Origin of the sequence: Shimazuella soli (genome assembly GCF_022511585.1) — a bacterium.
Classification (GTDB): domain Bacteria; phylum Bacillota; class Bacilli; order Thermoactinomycetales; family Thermoactinomycetaceae; genus Shimazuella; species Shimazuella soli.
In genome coordinates this window covers 1-23,433 of the sequence record NZ_JAKWBN010000006.1, presented here as the reverse complement: position 1 = coordinate 23,433, position 23,433 = coordinate 1, and the positions used below count along the sequence as shown (strand labels likewise).

Genomic DNA, 23,433 nt, shown 5'->3' with positions numbered 1-23,433 from the left:
TCACTATCGAAAAGAATTAGCCACTTTTATTGCTTCCTGCTTGGAAAAAGGAGTTGGATCCTGCAACAATTCCAGCTCATAACGAAGACCTTTGGCATACCAAACTAATATTGGATCTTTCATGTCCTCTTCATATCGAATCACAGCATATGAGCCATTTTTTAAAAAGATCTTCTCTCCCTTTTCCCATTTTGCTTTTTTCCTTGAGATCATCACATCTACAATTGGCAATTGAAAAGAATCCACACTATATTCCAAATGTAGAGAATCTGTATCATAATCCATATATCCTTCTGCAATTTTAACAGTGAACGGGAAATAATACGGCTGGTCAACTGAATACCCAAAATCATGGATGGCATCTGAGATTTTTTTATTTTCTTTATAAGTTGGATATATACATGACAATATAATGAGACAAAGAGCCGTTGGATAAACAATTCGCTTGAATAGAGTACCTTTTATACGCTCTCGATATTGCTTTTTATCACGTATTATGTAGACATCTACATATTTTTGAATCAGTCCCCAAATGAGAAGGGAAACCAAAAAAGCAGTATGGTGATAACCAAAGTAATATTTTTTCCATATGTAGGATCCTATTAGATTAGACATAATAAGCAAAATAGTACTCAAACTGCGAAACAAAAAAATTGTCTTGAAATTATGTAAATCATCGCCAAATCGTTCTCTTATTTCCGTTACGGTTTTTTTGTAGATAGTCTTATCCCCCACTACATAATTCAATAAAGACTGCCTTTTATTTTATATTAGGTGAATTCCTAATTCAATTATAAAAGAAAAAGGACATCCCTAAGGATCTCCTTGTTTATGTTGCCTTGATATATTTTACTTGTACTTGCTCATTATCAGCTTGATAAACGGTGAGTTCTACCGACTCCGTCAAAATATCTGCATAACTGTAGGAAACACGTTTAAAAGAATGCTGATCCTCATCCAGTTTTACGATAAAGACAGAAGGGTATGTCTCTTCTAAGATACCTGTCCGTTCAATGGTCTTGCGGCGTCCGCTGTTGGCCTTTAGGTGGATTTTCTGTCCGATATAGCCATCTAACTTTAGTTTGATTTCTGATAGTGCGTTTTTGCCCATTGTCTACGACCACCTCACTTCACTCATAGAAGATTATATACCATGGGAGATGAAATGTCAAATTTAGTATTATAGCAATGGTACAAAGGATTTGTCAATCTATTTTTATTTTGTAAACCGATCCGCAACAGCACTGGCTGCTACTGAATCAGGTTTAATTTTTGCTTCATAGCCTACAGCTGTTACCCATCCTACCACTTCCTGAATCACCTTTCGTGTCTCTCCTCTTTGTCCCACATCTAAATGGATTTCCATGGGGATGTTCTCAGCCAATCGGAAAAAGCCTTGTTCCTTAAGCAGATCGACACAATGAAGGCTGTATTCTGTTTCCCGGTATATGCGATACCTCAAATCATGCATTGCAGGATGGGATTTACGCGTGTAAAAAAACAGCGCACCTTTGCCAATACGTTGTACAATAATAGCGGTAACAAACAATGTTTCTCTCGTTCTTGTTTGAGAATCTGTTCCAATCATAATCTTATAGTCTCTATTGCGATCTGCTTCCAGGTAATCCTTGATTTCCCTTATCATCATATCCATACTATACTTACCTTTTCGCGGATGAAAAAACACCATTCTATCACCCTCCAAGTTGTTTTGCATGGTGAAAAAGCAGTCACGCCAACTTATGATTTTGATTGATCCAATCTATGTTTGATTAACCTCCATCTCGTTCTCGAAGCAAAACGTTAGATAATTGAGCAAAAGAATTCATAGACAGCATCTCACCTCTACAATTAGGATCAATCCCTATACTGTGAATTACCTGTTCTAGTCGTGTTTTCTCCATATGAAATGGCAGCGAACTACTCAAAGAGTTGAGCAAGGTCTTTCTTCTTTTAGCAAACGAAGCCCTAACTACTTGAAAGAAAAAAGATTCATTTTCCACTGGAACAGGCGCAACAGTTCGAATAGACAATTTGATCACCATTGAATCGACCTGTGGGCGAGGAACAAACACATGACTAGGAACTTGTACCACTTTACTAGGTTCACTGAAATACTGTGCAAAAACACTGAGTGATCCATATGTTTTGGAACCGGGCTTTGCTAAAATACGGTCAGCAACTTCTTTTTGAATCATCACGACGATATTTGTCAGTGATAAACTTGATTCCAGTAGTTTTACTAAGATCGGCGAGGTCACATAGTAAGGTAAATTTGCTACTACGTGCACTTGTGAACAAGCTCCAAATTTCTCAGTGATAAGCTGTGCAAAATCAAATTTCAAAGCGTCCGCATGTATTATTTCCACATTAGGTTGATCTGCAAACATGTCTTGCAAAACAGGAATCAGACGATTGTCCAATTCGATTGCCACTACTTTTCGAGCCTGTTTCGCTAAACCTTCTGTTAAAGCACCTAAGCCTGGCCCAATTTCGATCACACCAGACTCTTCATCTAAGTCAGCCGCATCTACAATATGTTGTAGTACATGTGCATCGGTCAAAAAATTTTGCCCTAAGCTCTTTTTTAGTACTATATTATGCTGCTTTAACAGTTTCCGTGTTTTTGCTGATATTCCAAAACTCATAACCTGTCTCCTCTTATGTTCAGGAGTGCACGTTCACATTCTTCCCTACTTATCCGCAAAGTTTGCAACCTCACGAAAAATTGTTTTGCATTGGCATAACCAATAGATAACTCTTTTGCTAATTTCTCCCGAAGTTGCTTCGAATGCGGGTGCCCAGCTAATCCGATAACAAGATATTCTTTCCAGGAAAGCCATGAAGGGATTTCTTCTTCCAATGTACGGACATTTTCTAAAGCCTTAACAATATCAGAAGGATTCGCATGTTCTACTCCAATTTTCTGCCTATCATAGGCAAGTTCTTTTTCGATAAAGGCATGTTTCACTTCTGGTATTTCTTGGGAAATAATACGTCTAATGCGCTCGCCTGCATAGTCGGGGTCCGTAAATACAATCAGCCCGCGAACTGCTTGAGCGCGTCGTAGCTCGTCCAATACATAGCTGGGAATGGCGGATCCTCTTGTCTCGATAGTATCCGCTTCAACCGCACGCTTGACAGCTAAAGTATCGTTTTTTCCCTCTACTACAATAATTTCTTTCACCTTCCGCATAATCTTTTCCCTATCTATATAATTTGAAACAGTTTTTTTGCATTTTCGGTTGTTGCGTGCGCCAAATCCTGGACAGTCATCTGGCGAAGTTTTGCAATTTCTTCTGCAACTAAGCGTACATATGCAGTTTCATTTCTTTTTCCACGGTACGGATGTGGTGCTAGATATGGAGAATCCGTCTCCAGCAATAGCTTATCCAATGGTACACTACTAGCTACTTCTTTCAATACCGGTCTATTTTTAAAAGTCACTGGTCCACCTATACCAATTGAAAAATTAAGCGAGATACAAGTTTTCATCAATGCAGTATCCCCTGAAAAACAGTGCATGACACCGCCAACTTCGTCTGCGTTTTCTTCTTTTAAAATACGGATCACATCGTCATCCGCATCTCGATTATGAATGATAATCGGCAGACTTACTTCTTTGGCAAGTCGTATTTGCTTTCGAAATACTTCCTGTTGTACATCCTTTGGGGAAGTATCCCAATAATAATCCAAACCAATTTCCCCAATTGCAACGACTTTTTGGTGATGTGTAAGAGAAAAGAGCCACTCTAAATCTTTTTCTGTACAAGAAATGGCATCTTGAGGATGCCATCCAACAGAAGTATAGAAAAAGGGGTATGTTTCTGCTAACTTTATGGAACTTGGAATAGTTTCACGATTATATCCGATATTTAGGATATAAGAAATACCAGCATCAGTAGCACGCTTGATCACCTGCTGGCGATCTTCATCAAATTGCTTGTCATTCAAATGGGTATGTGTTTCGAACAGCATCTTTGTAACCCCTAACTTCTAACCTTACTATTTATTTAATAGACGGAACTCTTTAAACGGCATTACAACAACATCAGCACGGCCGACAACCGCACTATCATCCACCGCACCTATGATACGGCTGTCTTTACTATTATTCCGATTATCTCCCAAAACAAACAAATGACCTTTTGGAACAGTAACTTGGGCAAAATCACCAATCATTTCTTCCGCAATGTAGGATTCATTTAATTGCTTGTTATTACGGTAGACATGTCCATTTTTTACTTCGATCTTATCCCCTGGTAAACCGATGACACGCTTGATAAAATCACGTTGCTCGTTGGTATGAAAAACAACAATATCCCCATATTTTGGGCTGCTCACATCATAGATGAATTTATTTACGATCAATAATTCATTACCATCGAGAGTAGGATACATGGATGTTCCATTTACTTCATAAGGTGCAAATAGAAAATAACGAATCACTACTGCAATTAGTAGAGCAGAGATTACTGCTACTCCCCATTCGATAATTGAGCTTTTCACAGAGCCATTTGCAGTCGACATCTGGTCACGTCCTTTAACATAATTCTTTCCTTAACTCCAACACTTTAAAAAGCGGCAATTCCCGCAAGAACTAGTCACCTAAACCAGTTATCTTAGCAGGCTCCTATCCATCCCTAAAACAAACTATATTTCTCCTGTGTTTCGATCTTTCAATGCTGAAAAAACGACAAAATCAATTTCTTGTCCCTTTTAAAGTAATCCGCCATATCCTTGATTAAAGAAAAAGAGACATACCCCATTTATTGCTGGAAATACAATTAAAGGGGCCACGACAAAAAACAGTGGATTGTAGCCATCATAGCATATTTCTTGTGATTATTTCACCCTTGTACCATTTGGAATGTCATCCGATACCGTGGATAGTACGAGTTTCTTTCCTTTTTTGGCAGCGAGAATCATTCCTTCAGAGCGAACACCTCTTAGCGTTACTGGTGCTAGATTGGTAACTGCAATTACTTTTTGCCCAACTAGCTGCTCACTTGTATAATGTTCAGCTATACCTGATACAACTTGACGTTGTTCACTTCCTAAATCCAACTGAAGCTGCAATAAGCGATCAGCTCCTTTTACTGGGGAAACAGCGACAATTTCTGCAACAGTAAGTTCTACTTTAGCAAAGTCATCAATAGAGATATAATCATCTTCTTTTTTTTCTACTGCTTTCTCCTCATTTGCTTTTACAGGCTCTTCGCGGCGCTTTGCTGCTTGCTCCATGAGCTGTGCAATGGCTATAAGTTCTTTTTCTACTTCCAAACGAGGGAAAATAGGTTTTTCTTTATTCACTTTTTTACCTGACTGGGTAGTCCCAAACTGATGAATCGAATCCCAAACAATCTCTTGATCTGTTAATTGTAATTGATGAAACATTGCTTTTGGTGATTGGGTCATAAATGGCTGAATCAAAATACCAACTACTCTTAGACTTTCCAACAAGTGATAGAGCACAGAACCAAGTGTTTCTCGCGTTTCCTCCGTTTTCGCTAAGTTCCATGGAGTAGTTGCTTCTATATATTTATTTCCAGCACGAACCAAATCCCAAATTTGTGTCAATGCCACTGAAAACTGCATTTTCTCCATTGAATCTTCTACTTTTTCAACCGTTTCCGCAACTAAACTCACAAATGCCTGATCATATTCAGTCGCATTTGGAACATATTCCGGCACAACACCATCAAAATATTTTTCTACCATTGTTAAAGTTCTGTGAAGTAAATTTCCCAGATCATTGGCCAAATCTGCATTGATACGCTCTACAAATGCCTCTGGAGTGAATATTCCATCACTGCCAAATGGAACTTCGCGAAGCATATAATACCGTACAGCATCGAGCCCAAAATGCTCAATTAAAGGAACCGGATCAATGACATTTCCTTTTGACTTGGACATTTTCTCTCCTTTCACCAAGAAAAATCCATGTCCAAAAACTTTTTTGGGTAATGGCAAACCTAGTGCCATTAAGAAAATGGGCCAATAAATAGTATGGAAACGAACAATTTCTTTCCCGATAAGATGTACATCAGCAGGCCAGTATTTATCAAATTTCGCTGTATCCTCTGTTCCATACCCAAGTGCTGTGATGTAGTTAGCTAGTGCATCCAGCCATACATACACAACATGTTTGGGATTACCAGGAACAGGTACGCCCCAATCAAAAGTGGTTCGTGTAACACTCAAATCTTCTAAACCCGGTTTAATAAAGTTTTCGATCATTTCATTTTTACGAGATACTGGCTCAATAAAATCAGGATTCTCTTCATAATGTTTTAACAAGCGATCTACATACTTGCTCATCCGGAAAAAGTAACTCTCTTCTTTGATTCGATCTACAGGGCGACCGCAATCTGGGCATTTTCCATCTTTTACTTGGCGGTCCGTGAAAAACGCCTCGCATTGAATACAATACCAGCCTTCGTATTCTCCTAAATAAATGTCCCCTTGTTCGAGCAACTGAGCAAATATTTTTTGCACAATTACTTTATGGCGATCTTGTGTAGTTCGAATGAAATCATTGTAAGAGATATCCAGTTTCTCCCACAGTTCTTTGATCCCTACTACAATATCATCGACAAATTTCTGTGGAGTTTTACCGGCTTCTTCCGCTTTTTTCTGTATTTTTTGTCCATGTTCATCTGTACCTGTCAAGTACATCACATCATAGCCACGAAGCCGTTTATAACGTGCCATGGTGTCTCCTGCTACTGTGGTGTATGCATGACCGATATGCAATTTGTCACTTGGATAATAAATGGGAGTTGTAATATAAAAGGTTTTTTGGTTACTCATCGCAATTCTCCTTTAAAATATATAAAAACTCGCCCCTATAAAAGGGACGAGATTGTTCACGTGGTACCACCCAAATTCATGTGGAAATGTAAATCCTTTTCCACATCTCTTATACCCAGTAACGAGGGTAAACCGTTTTCTTCTACTAAAGATTTCAAAGAAACGTCTCCTAGGCCATGTTCCTTCTTCTCTCCTATACCGGCTTTCACCTTACCCGGCTCTCTGTTGATAGGGATCAATAAGTACTCATCCTAATCATAGACATTTTTTCACTAGTTATTATATCGAATAAAACAAATAGAAAGCAAGCTGCGCTTCTTTATTCCACAATAACTACATATAACCCATCTGTTTCTAGTCACTCCATTTACGAATTCTCAGCAGAACTCGAATAAATTCTATTCCTTCCTTAGTTAAAGAATACTTCATTCTTATTGGTCTTTTTGCATATATTTCCCGCTTTATCATGTTATGTTTCTCTAGATGCAGCAGTGTGTCTCGCAAAGAAGTAACACTTATCCCAGTAAATTTCTGCTTCAATTGGTTAAAACGCATGGGACCATAATGCAATTGGGAGATGATAGGAAAGGATAACTTCTTTGAGATTAATTGAAGAGCTTTACGAATAACAGTTATATGTTGTTGTTTTGTTTTTTCCATCGTCACCTACCCCTATCTGATTTAGAGTTTCTACAACAGAATGGAATAAGTGCTTCAAACTAACTGTAAGATAGAAACGATTGACTGCCAGCATTCCCCTTAACGAAAATGTAGATTTTCCATCCTTTAATTGATATCTTTTATTTGAATATTACATTAATAGCTGTAGTTTTATTTTAAACGTTTTTCTTCCAAAAACCAATTGGCAAATAATAATATTCCTTCCTGAAATGTAACTTTAGGACGAAAACCAATAGACTGTTCTAATTTACGGATATCTGCTACTGTATGCTTTACTTCACAATCATGTTCTCCGAGTACCTTTACCTCATGTTTTGTTCCTAAAGCATTAGACAAAACATCCAGCATCTGCATAATGTTCACGGATATTCCCGACCCTACATTGTATACTTGGTAACCATTTGTCCACTCCAAAGATAAACGAATCGCTTCTACAACATCACTAATATATGTATAATCTCTCGTACTAGCTGGATCAAAGATAGTAACTGGAATACCCGCTACCATTTGCTCTGCAAACTTGTGCATCGCCATATCAGGGCGCTGTCCTGGTCCAAATGTTGTAAACAACCTTAGAACGGTGATATCAAAACCATAAAGTTGATAAAACAACTGACAGTAATTTTCTGCGGCCCATTTCGAAGTAGCATATGGGGAGATAGGCATGGACACAATCTCCTCTTCATGAAATGGATAAGGCTCATCTACAGAACCATATATAGAAGAGGAAGAAATAAATATAAATCGCTTTATCTGATGTTCTGCCGCCAATTGCAATATTTGTACTGTGCCTGTTACATTCACATCACTATAAAGTGCAGGGTCTTCTATAGAAGAACGGGCACATGGAACTGCGGCTAAATGAATAATGGTATCCCAATTTTCTGCTTTAAAAATTTCCTCCATCTGAGACTCATCTCGAATATCCGCCTTATACAATTGAATACTGGGTATTTTTTCCCATTTCTTTATCCGCTTTTTCTTCACTTCGGCAGGGTAAAATGGATCAAAATTATCTATCACACCTATTTTTTTATATTGAGTAAACAGCGATAAATGTTGTACAAGATTACTTCCAATAAAACCAGCACCACCAGTGATCAATAATTTCATATCTTCACGCCCCATCTTCAATGGAAACTTCCATCTCTTTTAGTTAGAAAAATCCTCCTTTAGACAGTCCTTTCTACATATTTTTATCCCTAATTACGCTTTTGTATTAAGTTACTGTATATTTGATTAATAGAAATTTTGTCTAAAAATTACTACTAACATAATAAACAATGGAAATTATTTTTGTATAAGGAAGCGAAATTATCTTACCACATAAAATAGAAAACTTTCTATTTGGTAACAACTGGATATCGTTACCGAAATAAAGCTCCTACCTTATAAACAGTAGGAGGATTGATTTGAACCGTTATGAGAAAATACTTACTGGAATTTTGTTTTGGACTGTACATTCACCGGCCGCCAATCTAGGTTGGCTTCTTTTGTAATGAGTTGTCCTATCTCTGAGCTTATAAAATCATTGTATTCGTAGTACTTTTTATAATCCGCCGCACTGTAAGCATCATACGATTCTAATTCCGTTTTTCCATCATCGTTTTTGGACAAATTGAATACAACCAAATTCGATTTAGGATAGATCGGAAGAGATGCACCCGAAGGTTCTTTTGATTCCATGCTTTCCATACTCTTTGGAGGAACCAAAATATATACTAGCACTTGTCCCTGACCATCAGGGGCTTGATTTGCTATATCTGATCCAACATAGTATGTACCAGATTTGGAGATAAACGATGGAAATTCCCCGGTTATATTTCCATTATCATATAAATTATTTACTAATTGGCATCTATCGTCTTCACAACCACCTAATTCATTTAACTTTTTTACATTCACATCAGTGGAAAAAGTTGCTTCTAACAAATATTCCATAGCATGTTTTTCATACTGGGATAAATCTCGTTGCATGGTATATGTATTTGTATCTACAGTAGGTGTTTCATCTTGTTTACTAGGCTTCTGCTTATCAGCATTATTGTCAGGGTTTATTCCTATGCCAATAGAAATACCAATCGTCAATACAACAACAACCACTGCAGCTATTGTAATATTCTTGTTGATCATCTTCTTCATTCCTTATATGCGAATTTATCTTCATGATACATGTTAATATTTTACTATATTCATAGTATTCACGATAGTTTCACTTCCTTTTTATTCTAAATAAATAAAAACCCTTTATTCCTCACATTACAAGGATAAAAGGTTTTGCTTTGTGAAATATAGGTTTTTCATCTTATTTCTCTGCCAAGTCATTACTTGACTTTCTCATATTGAGTAGCAAAGGGTGTTTCTTTGATTTTAATCTGATTGCTTCTTCCTAATGAGTTTAATTCTTCTTTTAATCGAACGACATCCCAACTTTTACCCAATTCACGATTGACATCTGCTAAAACCATCATCAGATCTGTATCAAAAAATGGCATCTTTGCTTTTAGTAAATCAACTAATTCTTCTGTTTTACTCGATTGAAGCTGGCGAAGTTCATCAAATGGATTGAGCAAATGTGGGCTTCTCGTGTATGCCGCACGAATACGTATAAATAACGTTCTTCCATATGCTGCTGATGACACAAAAGTATCTCCTGAGCGAAGGTATGGAAGCCGTTTGCCTTCTTCTTGAGTAAGATCGGTTTCTTCTTTTAGTGTAGCAATATCTGTTCCTCGGACAGTTCGAAAAACAAATTTGGTGTTGAGCTGGGCAGTAGTCGTTTCGTCGAGTAAAGTCGGCCTTTGAGTGGCAAGTATTAAAAAAACACCATACTTTCGTCCTTCTTGGGCAATTTCTTTGATAATTGCTTTCGCAGGTGAATCAATAGCTTTGGGTGCAAAATTGTGTGCTTCATCTGTCACGATGACAAACGGCGGAAAGAAATGTCCTTCTTCCCCATTCATCCGAGCATCTTTGTATTCCCGGCGTTTGCGGTATAAGCTTCCTATCACATAGTTAGCAAATACTTGCAGCACCCATGATGGCCCTTGAACAACTACCAGTTTCCCTTGCTCAAGACCGCGCTCAATAGAATGGATATCTTGATGAAAGAGACCAGCTCTCTCCAAACGCATCAAGCGCCACCTAACACCTTTGATCGATGCCAGTGGCAGATCTCCATACTTTCGTTTTAACTCCTGCAAATCTATCGCCCGCTGTCCCTCTGCATAAGAAATACTGTCCCTTTTTCCTTGACGATCAAACGCATTTCCCTCTTCTAATGCTTCTACTAAATTAGCTATTCGATCGCTGAATGAAGTAAATGAATCCTTTGGCTTATGCAACATCTGCACCACATTCGTCATTGCCTCCGAAAACTGATCTCCAACTGTACGCAAAAGGTTGATGAGATCATTGATAGTCAACGCTTCAAAGGAAATACCAATCTCCTTCCCTACAGCCAACCGAATAAATTTAGATTGCAAGGGAGCAGCTTTTTCCTCTAGCTCTGGAAGATAATCAGCAAAATCCATCTCAAAATGCGGATCAAAAACAAGGGTTGGAATCGAAAGCTTCATCAATTCCTCCAGCATCACTCGTAAACCAAAAGATTTCCCCGAACCAGAACCTCCGAAAATCCCCATGTGAGGATACTGCTGCATCGTACGGATATCAAATAAAAACGGAACACCATGCTGAGGACGCAATTCGTTTTGTTCCATCATCACTACTTGATTATGTAAATCATCCGTCATGGATGAAATCAATGAATCCGTACCTCTAATCTCTCCCAGTACCATGCCGTCTTCAGGTGTTGTTTTGATCAGCAGATGACGTACTTCTTCAAAATGAGGTAATCTCACCATTGATCCTGTCCTTATAGGATGAATCGCTTCTTCTAATAAACGAACTTTAGCTAAATTAATTTCTTCAGATTCCACATCATAGCCAATCTGCTGCAACGTCTGTAATACTTGAGCATCCACAATAGACTTGTCCAATCCCATCGGGATCAAACGGTTATAGGATAATGTTTCGACTACTTCTCCAATTGGATCTCCTAGTACATCATCCACCATCACTAAAAACTCATTGATACAAAACTTTCTTTCTCTGGAAACAATATATACTTCTTGTTGTGTTGTAACTCCAACTACTTGCATCTTCTCTCTCCTTACTAAATAATTCTCTCATCCCGCTTGGTCACTAAGAGACGTCTTCTTAAATCTTCATCAATGTATTCTTCTACCATTGTCTGTACAAGAGCATTGGTCACCCGAACTTGATTATCTACAATATCCAACCAGTAAGGAATACCTCTTCCTTGGCGGGGAGTTAAGGTATAAACTAATCGTATCAAGTTGAATTGTTCCTCAAGCTGTCCCATGATGCCATCCAATCCAATCGGTACTGGACTGTCAGAGGGACGGAAAACAGCCCTCCACATTTTCCCTCCAAAATAGCGTTCATCGAGTAAAAAAGCTTCTCCTACTTCAAGCACGCCGTAAAGTAAATCACGATCAGTCCAACCCTTGTATTCGGGAAAAAGTTCATGAACTAGGGTACTTGTCCCCATTTCTTCTGCAATCCCAATCACGCTTACTTTCTCTTCTAGGGCAACTCGCTGTACTGTTTCCCATTTCCCCATGTCATCTATATGGTAGTGCAAAAGAGAACCATCCATCAACATCGCTTTTGGGTGCCACTCCCTCATCGCTTGAATAGCTACTTCCATCTCCAAATTGGATAAGAGTGCACCTCTTTTTCTTGCATGGGAAGCCGCTTCTTGTTCTTTTTCTATCTCTTCTTCTAATAACGGTGTATATACATCTGCGGCCCATTTTTCTCCGCCTCTTGTCGCCTTTGCCAAAGCTTGGAAGACAGATAACACTCTTTTTTCCGTTCCTTTGGTAGAATTTACAGAACCATCCACACCCACAATACTCTTGTCACCTAGCAATCTATCTAATTCATTTTTTTGAAACTTGTCAAAACGATGAAATCTACCTGCTTTCTGCAATTTTTGTCGAATATCAGAAGGCTGATAATACTGACTTGGGAACTGTTTCCTTAATGATTCATTTACTTCTTTTAACTTATTTTTAAGCTCTACAGATACTGGTATCAATGGAATCTCTCCTTTTCCTAACAGGTTTCCAACATTCTTCAAGAAATTTTCTATAATTACCCTATTGTAATATTGACTGGTATGGGAATCGCTGGTATGATGAGGAAGAATTAAATGATGTCGAAATTTGACGGCAATTATAAAGAGAAAAAAATAACACCAAAGATCAGAATTGAGAGGAGAATCAAGTATGTTGAAATCTACTGGTATTGTACGTAAAGTGGACGAATTGGGTCGAGTGGTGATTCCTATCGAATTGCGTCGAACTTTAGGTATTGGTGAAAAAGATGCTCTTGAGATTTACGTTGATGGTGAGCGTATTGTATTGAAAAAATACGAACCAGCATGTATCTTCACTGGCGAAGTGGATGAAACGGTTCGTTATAAAAATAAAGTAGTAAGCCGCAAATGTATCGAAGAAATGTACGAACTCATCCATGGAAATAAAGTTACCGCTGAATAATTTCTCCTATCAAACATAACATATTGCAACACAGAAACACATACAAAAAACCGAGCTCGTCTGGCTCGGTTTTTGTTCTATTTAAAAGTAGAAATATGTTCGTGGCCTCGAATTGGGGAGAGTACTCTCCACCTAATCCGAGGGACCCACGTTCAGGCAGCCAGGGTCAAGCCCTTCTTCTGGATCTTCTGAATCCTCTGGAAGAACTCGACGATCTGGAGACTGCTGTACGGACGGCCGAGCCTCTTTTTCTCCAGCTCCTTGCCGTATTTGACGTACACCTTCTTCTCAGATTCGCTGAGCGAACCGAACTGAGCCGACCACCTCTTCTCGCAATCATCCATCATGCGCGAGAGAAAGTCCTCCCGCACTCGGCATTCCTCGGCGGAGAGGAAGACGCCTTTGCTCAGGGGAATGATCCTGTTGAACAGGAGATCAACCGATGCCTGGTACTCATCGTCACCCTTGGTGATGTAGTTCGCCTGCATCAGCATGGCGAACACGAGGTAGATCTTCTCTCGCAGACCCTGAGAGGTCTGGAAGTAACCGAGCTCTGTCTGGTTCATGGCTTGCTCCTGCGTCTTTGCAGACGTGGGGTGGTTGTGTTTCTGCCTCCTATTCTAGCAAAAACCTCATCAATTGTAATCCGTAAATTTCCCAATTTTCCCTTAATGTTCATGATAAATCTGATATATCTCGCGTTTTGGAACTCCCCGATCATTTGCCACTTGACGAATCGCCGATTTTTTATCCATTCCTCCTTCTATGTAATGTTGCACATGCTGGACAACTTCTAAATCATTCCACCAGTTATTATGTGTGTCATCTTCATTATCTGTTGATCCTTCTATTACCACACAATACTCTCCTAATATTTCTGCACCTTCTAGATAATTAATAATCTCTGCTATCGTACCTCGCAGCCACTCTTCATGCTTTTTGGTCAGTTCTCTGGCAACTGCCGCCTTTCTATCTCCCAAAATAGCAGCACAATCATGCAACATCTGCTTTACGCGGTGTGGTGCTTCATAGAAGATGAGTGTAGTCGGCATTTTGGACCACCGCTGTAACTCTTTCTGTCGTTCTTTCTTTTGTCGCGGTAAAAAGCCAATAAAAGTAAATGGCTGTGCAGCGATTCCAGAAGCTACTAATGCATTTATGGCTGCATTTGGTCCTGAAACAGGAATCACACTGATTCCAGCCTTCAATGCTGCATCTACCAATACTTCACCTGGATCAGATATGGCAGGCATACCCGCATCACTTACTACTGCAACAGATTTCCCAGCTAGTAACTGCTGTACGATATCCTCTGTTTTGGAGACTTCATTATGTTCATGCAAACTAATAAGCGGTGTACTAAATTCAAAATAGGAGAGAAGTTTACGGGTATGTCTTGTATCTTCAGCTGCAATCAAATCAACTGTTTTTAAGACATCGATTGCCCGGGGGCTCATTTCATTTAAATTACCAATCGGTGTCCCAACCACATACAGCTTGCCGATTCCTTCTTGATCATTTGCAAAACTTTTTTGTCTATTCATTCATAACGTTCTCCTAAATAAGTTTGGACTAGTCGTTGCTTTTTTTCCCTAGGCCACGATTTGACTTCCCATTCCCTCTTTAATGCAAGCGATTTATTTAAAGCAGTTTCTTGATAGACTAATTTCACAGGTAAACGTGCACGTGTATATTTAGAAGCTTTACCCAATTGATGCTGCTTCAATCGGTAACTCAATCTATTGGTTATACCTGTATAATAAGTTCCATCACAACATTCTAAAATGTAAACTGTATACATTACACCATCCTACTATGAAAAAAGACGCCGGCAACCGGCGCTTTTAGTCTTCTTTCGTCTTATCGAGGAATGCAATACAAAATAAACAGTTGCCGTCTGTACGCATTCGACCATAGTGTACATTGCATATATGAAATCCTTCATCATACAGATTCATCAAATGATGATTTCCGATACTCTGGTGTAGAGTTGTTTGGCCCGCTTCGTCTGAAAAAGCAGCAGCATTCTCCCCAGAAACTTCTTGTTGTAATTTGCGTAGTTGATCATTTTCGAGGGTGAGACGAGTGTTTTCTTCCATGAGATGGACAATTTCCGATTTCAAACCGCCCAGCTCTTTGTATAATTCACCAATCTGCTCCTCTACTTGTGCAACTCGTTTAAATATAGCTTGTTTGTCCAAATCTCCACCCCACTTTCTTCCAAAGGATGAAAAACTCATACCCTTCTCTCTTACAAGCTAGCTCGTAGGGGGCAATAGAAGCTTCACGCTTCAACAGTAACTTCATCTAGCGAGTGTTCCACCATCGTACCTGTACCCTCCAGTTGTACTTTTACTTTGCGTTCGATCAAATCAAGCAGCATCACTTGACCGATGCCTTCTGGAGTAAATACAGCATCACCAATATCTGGCAATGTCTCCTTTGTTTGTTCGTAGTTGTCATTTTCATATTTTAAGCAACACATTAAACGTCCACATAATCCAGAAATTTTCGTTGGATTGAGGGAAAGATTTTGATCTTTAGCCATTTTGATCGAAACAGGCTCAAAATCTCCCAAGAACGAAGAACAACAAAGGACTCGACCACACGGACCAATCCCGCCTAACATTTTTGCCTCATCTCGAACTCCAATCTGTCTAAGCTCTATTCGTGTTCGGAATACTGCTGCCAAATCACGAACTAACTCTCGAAAATCAACACGACCATCTGCGGTAAAATAAAATATCAATTTATTGCGATCAAAGGTATATTCTGCATCAACTAATTTCATCTCCAGCTGATGTTCTTTTACCTTTTCTGAACAAATTTGCAGCGCTTGTGCTGCTGCAGTTTGATTGGATTTCTGCTTCAAAATATCCTCTGGTGTCGCAAGACGAAGGACACGCTTTAAGGGAAGAACTACTTCATCTTCTTCTACAAAACGAACTCCCCAAACAACTTTTCCAAATTCGATCCCTCTTACTGTCTCTACAATAACAGCTGTATCTCGCTCCATCTTGAGATCATCAGGGTTAAAGAAGTATATCTTACCCGCTTCTTTGAAGCGGACACCTATTACTTTTAACATTGCTGATCAACCCTCCAACTCTGGAATATCCATATCCCATCGTTGTTCATGTACAAACACTATCTACTTATCTATTCTATCATCGGTAGATTCGCTTCGGCAAATGAAAAGAAATCCAATACTATATTTATAAGTACGAATGTATATCTCGAACTATTTCCTCAAAGATAGTTTTTTTGCTTTTGGTGGCATCAATCAGCATAATTCGTTCTTTGTTCTCTTCCGCTATTGCTAGATATCCATTTCGAACACGTCCATGAAATGCTAACGATTTTTGCTCCATTCTGTCCTTCCCGCTACTGCGCATCCCGATCCTTTTCTGAGATACGGAAAGAGGAAGGTCTAACAAATAGGTACGATGGGGAACATACTCCCTGATAGCTAGTCGATTTATTTGCCTGACATCGTCCAGTGGTATTCCAGCTCCATAAGCTTGATAAGCTACCGTAGAATCAATAAACCGATCGCATAATACGATTTTCCCTTCCTTTAAAGCAGGAATGACTACTTGCTCCATCAATTGCGCCCTGGAAGCAGCATACAAAAACAACTCTGCAAACCGGGAAAAAGGTTCTTTTATAGAAGGATCCAGCAAAACTTTACGAATTTCCGTCCCAATTTTCGTTCCACCAGGATCTCGAACTTGGATGACAGGATGATCAACTGATAGATACTCATATAACTTTGCTATTTGTGTAGATTTCCCTACTCCTTCAATTCCTTCAAATGTGATAAACATGCCTTTCATTATGCGACCTCATTTAACTTAGTTGTATACTTGAACCCAGTACTCATCTTTGCGCTTTTTTAAACCTCGAACATTTCTTCCTTTTGCGATTAAACCTAATAAATGATCGATTTCTTCCTGATGGATGGTTTCCCCCATAAGCACAAGAGGAATTCCTGGAGGATAGGGTAACAAATGAACAGCACTTCTCTTCCCAATTGCCTGTGATACAGGAATGAAACAGCGCTCCATTGTTCTACATTCGGCATAAGGAAGAATCTCTCCTTCTCTTGGAGTGAGCATAGACACATTCTTCTGTGGACGATTCACTTGATTTTCTTCATGCAACTGAGCCAGACAATGATAAAGGTAATCAAGTTCTGATTGTTCTGTTCCTAAGGAAAAAACAATCAACACCTTTTGATCATCCGCTAACTCCACATATATCTTCTTTGCTTCCAAAGCCTCCGCAAATTCATAACCAGAAAAGAAAGTACTAGTCAGGGAAAGTTTCATCGGCTCCATTATTCCCAAAATCGTATTTTCTTTTATTTGAGGCAGCTCACGAATTCTGCGACGAAAAAACTGGATCCGATGTATCACTTCAGTAAGCCGACCTTTACCTTCCATCATCATATATCGTCTTGCCAGATCAAGTGAAGCCATCAATGGATAAGAAGGGCTGCTAGATTGAACCACGCTTAGATACATATCAATTGATTCTGCATCTATCAAACCTTTTTTGATATGAAGCATCGAAGACATGGTGAGTGATGGCAGAAGTTTATGAGTAGATTGTATGCTAATATCTGCCCCATGAGAAATAGCCCGATCTGGTAAATCAGGATGGAATCCAAAATGAGCACCATGGGCTTCATCTACGATTAGAGGAATATACCGTTGATGCACAATTCGAGCTAACTTTTCGATTTGTTGTACCACGCCATAATAAGTTGGACTGGTTAGAATTACTGCTTTTGCATCTGGATGCATTTCTAGTAAATGCTCGACTGCATCAGGCGAGGTAGGCATTTCTAGACCCGAATCAGGATCAATTGTATATGGAATCGGCACAACTGTTGCACCTGCCAAGAAAGCCCCATGAAACACAGATTGATGACAATGACGTGCGACCAATATTTTATCTTCTGGTTTGCATATTGCAAGAATAGTGGCAAGAATACCAGCAGTTGTACCGCCTACCAAAAAACGAGTCTGATCAGCCCCAAAGGCATCTGCTGCTAACTGTTGTGCTTCCCTAATAACTCCAGTGGGTGCATGGAGATCATCTAGATCCCCGACTTCCGTTAGATCAATAGGTAAAAGGGAAGAAAAACGAAGAGAGCCCTCCTGATCAAATACTTGCCCCGCCTTATGTCCAGGTACATGAAAATTTGCTTGTGAAATAGATGCGTGATGTAGTAGTGCTTCCCATAATGGGGCTCTAGTGTGATTAAACATGTTGCTCCCTTTCTTCTAGCAATTACTCTTAATTTCTTGTTAAAAAAACAAAGATGATTCCAAACCTGCAAGAAGCGACTCTTCATCAGAGCCGCTAAATTGTTCCTGTTTCAAGCCTACCAGATCTCTTTTAGTCTGGCTATATAGAAATCATAAGTTCGATCCGTAGGTTTGACACCCACAATATCTTGTTCACAAATCGTGCATATGGGTTGCTCCAATATGAGTAGAACGTCCCTACGTTCTTTTTCGCAGACAATACATGTCTGGGGCTCTTTACATGATTCCATCTTTATCGCCCACCTTTATTCAACTTTCCTTCTATTTTCATTATTCCCAATCTGCCGATTAAAAATACAAGTTGTTTTCATTTAGTTCTATTTATGAAAACTTCCTAATAGAACAGATGAACTCGTTTTTTACATATTATTTCAATGAAAATGGAATAGTAAAGGTAAGGAGGAAAGAAAAATGGCATCAAAAACTATAATAACATTTTTATTTGCATACTTTATTCCAGTACTCATTTTAGCTCGTATCTGCTTTTTTTGTGTTGTCCACTTTCGAAAAAGAGTTTAGTACCTCAGATTTTAAAAACGAATGTTACCCTCGTGTTTCTTGCAGTTTACGGACAATTTTTGTCACTAACTTTCTTGGTACAAAGCGTGTCGAAAAAGCTAAGATGCGATTTTTCCATCCAGGAATGACTACTGCTCTCCCTTGCAAAAAAGCTTTAAATCCTTGTTTGGCAACAGTTTTCACATCCATTACTCCTGTTTGAAAAAGCTTGGATGTTTTCAGATTTGCCCGTTCTTCAAAACCAGTCGCAGTAGGACCAGGACATAGAGCAGTAACGGTTACACCTGTCCCAATCAATTCATTTGCAATAGCTTCCGAAAAAGAGAGGACATAAGCTTTTGTCGCATAGTAAACAGCCATCAAAGGACCAGGTTGGAAAGATGCTGTAGAAGCAACATTTAGCACTCCTCCCTTTTTATTAGCAATCATTCGAGGCAAAAGTCGCTTCGTTAAATCCGTCAATACAGATATATTTAAGGTGATCATATCCATTTCCACTTGACCGTCTGTTTTTGCAAAGGCACCATACAGGCCAAATCCTGCGTTATTTACCAAGTAATCAACCTCGAGCGCTCTTGCATCTAACTCTTTTATCAATTCATCAACAGCACCTAGTTGAACCAGATCTTTAGCGATATAATCCAATTCTGTTCCATACTTTTCTTTTACAGTGTGCTGTAGTTCCTTTAATTTTATTTCATTTCTGGCAACTGCAAGAACATCGTAATCCGCTTCTGCAAACAACAAAGCTAACTCCCAGCCGATCCCACTAGAAGCCCCTGTGATAAGTACTGTTTCTTTCATGTAAAACCATCCTTTAGACACTATATATATTCATTATGTTCGATTTCAAAACCTAGGCATCTGCCAACTAGCTTTTATTGTGGCATAGTTTATAAGAAGTTTCAAAAATAACAGCGGGGTAAAATGAGGATTATTTTAAAGCGGATATATTGCAGTATAACTCAGTAAATTATCCAATTGAAAATGAGAATAACTGGCAGCCGGGCAGACCCACCAACTGGATCAAAATCACCCTCAGGACTTCCTCCATGGATTCCTCCTTAAAGTCAGCTCTTACCGTTTCATCGTACCCTAATTTAAATGGAAATTCCAATTTCATGAGAATAGCAATTTTCCCAAGCTAACAAATTTCCTGTATCTTGCTAGCACCTGTTTCACTTTCTCCATCCGTTCATCTAATGATCCTCTCAATGAAATAAACGGTATTCTCCGCTCCAACAAATCTGCTTTTATTTGCTTTTGGAAAATCCTACGGTGTACAGCCCCAGAGCGATCACACGTATCCTCGTATGGTATATCATCTTCACAAAGGAAAACGAGGTCATATCTTCTATTAGCTTGATCCGCCAATTCCACTAACCTCGGATGAGACTCTCCATGATAATCTTGTGAAAACAGATAGGTAGTAACCGCATTCGTGTCTACAAATAAATATTGATTAGCCTCCAAGATTTTCTCCTCTTCACGCTGGATATGCCCAAGTGCTAATTCTAACAATTGTTCTTTGGACAGCCGTCTGTTCATTTGATGCTTTTCCCAATACTCTCTGCCGTATTCTGGCATCCAAACGGTATCATAAACTTTGGCTAACTGCTCGGTTATCGTTGTTTTCCCAGTTGATGGCGCTCCAAGAAACACCACTTTTGTAATACAATCTGCATAAACAATCGGATGAAGGTAATGGCGATTTAAATAAAGATTTTTTCGTACTTCTGTACCTGATATTGGGTACTTGCTCCTTTGCTCATCTACACGGCAGTCTACTGCACCTAATGCTTTGCTCATGTGATCGCCATAAAACTCACTTGAGTAAAAATGGGTAATGGTTCGCCCCGGTAGTAAATCTAGGATGTATGTCTCTTGTTTTTGTTTGATTCCAGGTGTATCCCCTGTATCTGATGGACCATCCCATGCTTCTATCACTTCAACTGAGGGGTAGATCGTGCGTATCCACTTAGAACGCACAGATAACGGTATATCTGTAACTTCTGGACTATCATAAATGACTACGAGCACTTCATCCATCTCTTCAACAGCAGTTTGAATCATATATTGGTGTCCGAGATGAAGGGGAGCAAATTTACCGAGAGTAAGACCGACCTTCTTACTTGCTGTATTTTTCACCTAATGATGTCCTTTCGCCAATAAATATGTTTTTCGCCATGATATCAAACCTAATATGGCGATAACTAAAAATACCGTGTATAGAAAAGCAACCGAATACAGCCCTTTATATAGGTACATCCCTACAGATAAAACATCCACTGCTATCCAAACATGCCAATTCTCTAATATTTTGCTCGATAGCAAATACTGAGCGATCACGCTGAGTGTAGCTATAAAAGCATCTAAGTAAGGGATGGACGCATCGGTATAATGAGTTAGTACATAACCCCATGCTATTGTTACTACGACAAGAACAATACATAGTACAAACATCATCATAGCAGTCAATTTTTTTGTAGGCCTTACATCCGCACTTTGTCTCTTCGTCAGCCAAACAATCCAACCTTGGATGCTCAGGATAAAAAAGACCACTTGAAGTGTCATATCTGCATACAGTTTTGCCTCGTAAAACATAAAGAAAAAACAACCTACATTAATAAGTCCAATAGGCCAGCACCAAATATTTTCTTTTGTTGTCAACCAAACACACAACAAGCCAGTTAAAGTAGCAACCATTTCTAATGAAGAAGCGGATAGGTACGCACAAACTAACATACATACATAAATCAAGCCTTCACCTAAGCTTTTTTTCATAAATAAAACCCATCCAATCCGACTAATATGTATTTCTATAATAAATAGATTACCATATATGACAAAACACCGAACAAGAACATACATAATTGGTGCACCAATTGTCGGATGGGGGAAAATCACATTTGTTAGGCTTATAAATGAGGAGGGTCATTCCATGAATGTACTACAGTCGTTAAACCACGCTATCGAGTATATCGAACAAAATCTGACAGGGGAGATCGATTTTCAAGAAGTAGCTAAGCGGAGCTTATGTTCTGAATATCACTTTAGACGGATGTTTTCTCATTTAGCAGGGGTTTCCCTATCCGAATACATTCGCAACAGAAGACTTACACTTGCTGCATTTGATTTGATGATCGAGGAGAACCAAAGAATACTGGATATTGCCGTGAAATATGGCTATTCGTCAGCAGATGCGTTTACTCGGGCATTTCAAAAATTTCATGGTATTCTTCCATCAGAAGTACGCATGAAACAAAAAAACGTAAAAGCGTACCCACGGATGACCTTCCAACTAACAATCCGAGGGGGAGTAGAGATGAATTATAAAATTGTAGAAAAAGAAGCTTTTCGTATTGTAGGAATCAAAAAAAGAGTACCGATTGTATTCCAAGGGATAAACCCAGAAATCGCTTCTATGGCAGCTAGTTTAAGCCAAAAGGATATAAAAGCACTAAAGCAACTATCTAACATCGATCCAAAAGGAATCATCAGCGCTTCCATCAATTTTTCAGAGGGGAGAATGGAGGAAAAAGGGGAATTAGATCACTTTATTGGAGTAGCAACCAATCATGTCTGTCCACCAAATTGGGTAGCGCTTGAAGTGCCGACTGCTACATGGGCTGTATTCGAATCAATTGGTCCATTTCCTGAAACATTGCAAAATGTATGGGGACGCATCTATTCGGAATGGTTCCCCTCAACCCAATATGAAGCCGTAAATGGACCAGAAATTCTCTGGAATGAGAGCAAAGATTTTTCTTCCAAAACGTTTCGCAGTGAAATCTGGATTCCTGTCAGAAAAACAGGCGTAAAGGAATAAGCAAATACACTCTTTTCATTAGAATAGAACCTTTGGGCGGTGATCGTTGATCTACCGCCCACAATATATTCTCATTTTCACACATAGGAAATATAATACACTTGTCTCATTTTTACTCTTGGTTTTATATATATTGCGATCTTATGAACCTGATATTCTCTTTCATGTTCGAGCGGATATCCACAATCCAATTGTATGATAGCCTGTTCTTTTGTATCTTTTAAGATTTGCAAAGACTTAACACGATCCTGTAATTGCAAACTTATTATTACTTCATCTGTCTCAAGATCATAGGTATAGAACGAAAAATCATTTGCAACAGGTGAAAAAGAAATTTTCACTTTTTCATATGGGGTACAAAACTCATAAATATTTTCTTTGTAAAAGGAATCAATACTCGGATCATCAAAATCATAGGTAGGCAAGGCACAAAATACAGATATCAACTCATACTCTTCTGGTAATTTTATCCCATTCAACATAGCTCCACCTTCTAAAAAATAAATTAAAAAACCCCTTGTACTTTTATACAAGAGGTTGAATATTATTCCCTGAAAACCGAAGAGTGAGTAACACGTCTGCTGTTTGGTAACCGAATTTGTACCAAAAGGTACTCCATAGAAAGGAGGTGATCCATCCCCACCTTCCGGTAGGGATACCTTGT

General features: G+C 39.0%; 27 protein-coding genes and 1 other annotated feature. Of the genes, 2 read left to right on the top strand and 25 right to left on the bottom strand.

The window, feature by feature from the left end; genetic code table 11:
• Positions 1-3 precede the first annotated feature (3 nt).
• From MK805_RS13020 to MK805_RS12960, 13 genes are all read right to left on the bottom strand, one after another.
• Positions 4-735: a hypothetical protein gene (locus MK805_RS13020; protein ID WP_240876330.1), complete on the bottom strand. Its 732-nt coding sequence runs from the start codon at positions 733-735 to the stop codon at positions 4-6.
• A 94-nt stretch (positions 736-829) separates the two neighbouring features.
• The gene (veg, locus tag MK805_RS13015; RefSeq protein ID WP_240876329.1) at positions 830-1,111 is read right to left on the bottom strand and encodes a biofilm formation stimulator Veg; all 282 of its coding nucleotides are present in this window, start codon (positions 1,109-1,111) and stop codon (positions 830-832) included.
• A gap of 105 nt (positions 1,112-1,216) precedes the next feature.
• Entirely contained in the window at positions 1,217-1,690 is a 474-nt protein-coding gene (locus tag MK805_RS13010; protein WP_240876328.1) for a ribonuclease H-like YkuK family protein, read from the bottom strand.
• Between the two features lie 82 nt (positions 1,691-1,772).
• A complete protein-coding gene (rsmA, locus tag MK805_RS13005; protein ID WP_240876327.1) occupies positions 1,773-2,648 on the bottom strand; it encodes a 16S rRNA (adenine(1518)-N(6)/adenine(1519)-N(6))-dimethyltransferase RsmA in 876 nt (291 codons plus the stop codon).
• The gene (gene rnmV, locus MK805_RS13000) at positions 2,645-3,196 is read right to left on the bottom strand and encodes a ribonuclease M5 (protein WP_240876326.1); all 552 of its coding nucleotides are present in this window, start codon (positions 3,194-3,196) and stop codon (positions 2,645-2,647) included. The genes rsmA and rnmV overlap by 4 nt, the downstream gene beginning before the upstream one ends.
• A 14-nt stretch (positions 3,197-3,210) precedes the next feature.
• Complete coding sequence (locus tag MK805_RS12995; protein WP_240876325.1) at positions 3,211-3,978, bottom strand: TatD family hydrolase; 768 nt, start codon at positions 3,976-3,978, stop codon at positions 3,211-3,213.
• A gap of 27 nt (positions 3,979-4,005) precedes the next feature.
• On the bottom strand, positions 4,006-4,530 hold the full coding sequence (gene lepB / locus MK805_RS12990; RefSeq protein ID WP_240876324.1) for a signal peptidase I: 525 nt from the start codon (positions 4,528-4,530) through the stop codon (positions 4,006-4,008).
• A gap of 315 nt (positions 4,531-4,845) precedes the next feature.
• A complete protein-coding gene (gene metG / locus MK805_RS12985) occupies positions 4,846-6,813 on the bottom strand; it encodes a methionine--tRNA ligase (protein ID WP_240876323.1) in 1,968 nt (655 codons plus the stop codon).
• A 39-nt stretch (positions 6,814-6,852) separates the two neighbouring features.
• Positions 6,853-7,081 (bottom strand) — a binding site (T-box leader).
• A gap of 86 nt (positions 7,082-7,167) precedes the next feature.
• On the bottom strand, positions 7,168-7,473 hold the full coding sequence (locus MK805_RS12980; RefSeq protein ID WP_240876322.1) for a winged helix-turn-helix transcriptional regulator: 306 nt from the start codon (positions 7,471-7,473) through the stop codon (positions 7,168-7,170).
• A 171-nt stretch (positions 7,474-7,644) separates the two neighbouring features.
• The gene (locus tag MK805_RS12975) at positions 7,645-8,622 is read right to left on the bottom strand and encodes a GDP-mannose 4,6-dehydratase (protein ID WP_240876321.1); all 978 of its coding nucleotides are present in this window, start codon (positions 8,620-8,622) and stop codon (positions 7,645-7,647) included.
• 306 nt (positions 8,623-8,928) lie between these two features.
• Positions 8,929-9,627 carry a hypothetical protein gene (locus MK805_RS12970; RefSeq protein WP_240876320.1) on the bottom strand — a complete coding sequence of 233 codons (699 nt, stop codon included), beginning with the start codon at positions 9,625-9,627 and terminating at the stop codon, positions 8,929-8,931.
• A gap of 191 nt (positions 9,628-9,818) precedes the next feature.
• Positions 9,819-11,657: an ATP-binding protein gene (locus MK805_RS12965; protein ID WP_240876319.1), complete on the bottom strand. Its 1,839-nt coding sequence runs from the start codon at positions 11,655-11,657 to the stop codon at positions 9,819-9,821.
• Between the two features lie 14 nt (positions 11,658-11,671).
• Positions 11,672-12,622: a DNA double-strand break repair nuclease NurA gene (locus MK805_RS12960; RefSeq protein WP_240876318.1), complete on the bottom strand. Its 951-nt coding sequence runs from the start codon at positions 12,620-12,622 to the stop codon at positions 11,672-11,674.
• A gap of 190 nt (positions 12,623-12,812) precedes the next feature.
• On the opposite strand from MK805_RS12960, the gene MK805_RS12955 reads away from it, so the two are divergent.
• Positions 12,813-13,085 carry an AbrB/MazE/SpoVT family DNA-binding domain-containing protein gene (locus tag MK805_RS12955; protein ID WP_240876473.1) on the top strand — a complete coding sequence of 91 codons (273 nt, stop codon included), beginning with the start codon at positions 12,813-12,815 and terminating at the stop codon, positions 13,083-13,085.
• 152 nt (positions 13,086-13,237) lie between these two features.
• On the opposite strand, the gene MK805_RS12950 is transcribed toward MK805_RS12955, so the two are convergent.
• The 11 genes from MK805_RS12950 to pnuC form a co-directional block, all read right to left on the bottom strand.
• Complete coding sequence (locus MK805_RS12950) at positions 13,238-13,651, bottom strand: hypothetical protein (RefSeq protein ID WP_240876317.1); 414 nt, start codon at positions 13,649-13,651, stop codon at positions 13,238-13,240.
• Between the two features lie 102 nt (positions 13,652-13,753).
• Entirely contained in the window at positions 13,754-14,629 is an 876-nt protein-coding gene (gene rsmI, locus MK805_RS12945) for a 16S rRNA (cytidine(1402)-2'-O)-methyltransferase (protein ID WP_240876316.1), read from the bottom strand.
• Entirely contained in the window at positions 14,626-14,886 is a 261-nt protein-coding gene (locus tag MK805_RS12940) for a GIY-YIG nuclease family protein (protein WP_240876315.1), read from the bottom strand. Before MK805_RS12940 ends, rsmI begins: the two co-directional genes overlap by 4 nt.
• 43 nt (positions 14,887-14,929) lie before the next feature.
• Positions 14,930-15,286: an initiation-control protein YabA gene (locus MK805_RS12935; protein ID WP_420833081.1), complete on the bottom strand. Its 357-nt coding sequence runs from the start codon at positions 15,284-15,286 to the stop codon at positions 14,930-14,932.
• Between the two features lie 83 nt (positions 15,287-15,369).
• The gene (locus tag MK805_RS12930) at positions 15,370-16,173 is read right to left on the bottom strand and encodes a PSP1 domain-containing protein (RefSeq protein ID WP_240876313.1); all 804 of its coding nucleotides are present in this window, start codon (positions 16,171-16,173) and stop codon (positions 15,370-15,372) included.
• A gap of 127 nt (positions 16,174-16,300) precedes the next feature.
• Positions 16,301-16,921: a dTMP kinase gene (gene tmk, locus MK805_RS12925; protein WP_240876312.1), complete on the bottom strand. Its 621-nt coding sequence runs from the start codon at positions 16,919-16,921 to the stop codon at positions 16,301-16,303.
• An 18-nt stretch (positions 16,922-16,939) separates the two neighbouring features.
• Positions 16,940-18,361 (bottom strand): aminotransferase class I/II-fold pyridoxal phosphate-dependent enzyme, encoded by a 1,422-nt coding sequence (locus MK805_RS12920; protein WP_240876311.1) that lies wholly within the window; start codon positions 18,359-18,361, stop codon positions 16,940-16,942.
• 116 nt (positions 18,362-18,477) lie between these two features.
• A complete protein-coding gene (locus tag MK805_RS18170; protein ID WP_420833078.1) occupies positions 18,478-18,651 on the bottom strand; it encodes a sigma factor G inhibitor Gin in 174 nt (57 codons plus the stop codon).
• Positions 18,652-18,964: 313 nt separating this feature from the next.
• Positions 18,965-19,744 carry an SDR family NAD(P)-dependent oxidoreductase gene (locus MK805_RS12915; protein WP_240876310.1) on the bottom strand — a complete coding sequence of 260 codons (780 nt, stop codon included), beginning with the start codon at positions 19,742-19,744 and terminating at the stop codon, positions 18,965-18,967.
• Positions 19,745-20,059: 315 nt separating this feature from the next.
• Complete coding sequence (locus tag MK805_RS12910; protein WP_240876309.1) at positions 20,060-21,088, bottom strand: AAA family ATPase; 1,029 nt, start codon at positions 21,086-21,088, stop codon at positions 20,060-20,062.
• Positions 21,089-21,724 carry a nicotinamide riboside transporter PnuC gene (gene pnuC, locus MK805_RS12905; protein ID WP_240876308.1) on the bottom strand — a complete coding sequence of 212 codons (636 nt, stop codon included), beginning with the start codon at positions 21,722-21,724 and terminating at the stop codon, positions 21,089-21,091.
• Positions 21,725-21,881: 157 nt separating this feature from the next.
• Between pnuC and MK805_RS12900 the strand changes: the two genes are divergently transcribed.
• Positions 21,882-22,769, top strand: coding sequence for an AraC family transcriptional regulator (locus MK805_RS12900; RefSeq protein ID WP_240876307.1), 888 nt, complete (start codon positions 21,882-21,884; stop codon positions 22,767-22,769).
• A 77-nt stretch (positions 22,770-22,846) separates the two neighbouring features.
• Here the strand turns inward: MK805_RS12900 and MK805_RS12895 are convergent, their stop codons facing one another.
• Positions 22,847-23,251 carry a hypothetical protein gene (locus tag MK805_RS12895; RefSeq protein WP_240876306.1) on the bottom strand — a complete coding sequence of 135 codons (405 nt, stop codon included), beginning with the start codon at positions 23,249-23,251 and terminating at the stop codon, positions 22,847-22,849.
• Positions 23,252-23,433: the final 182 nt, after the last annotated feature.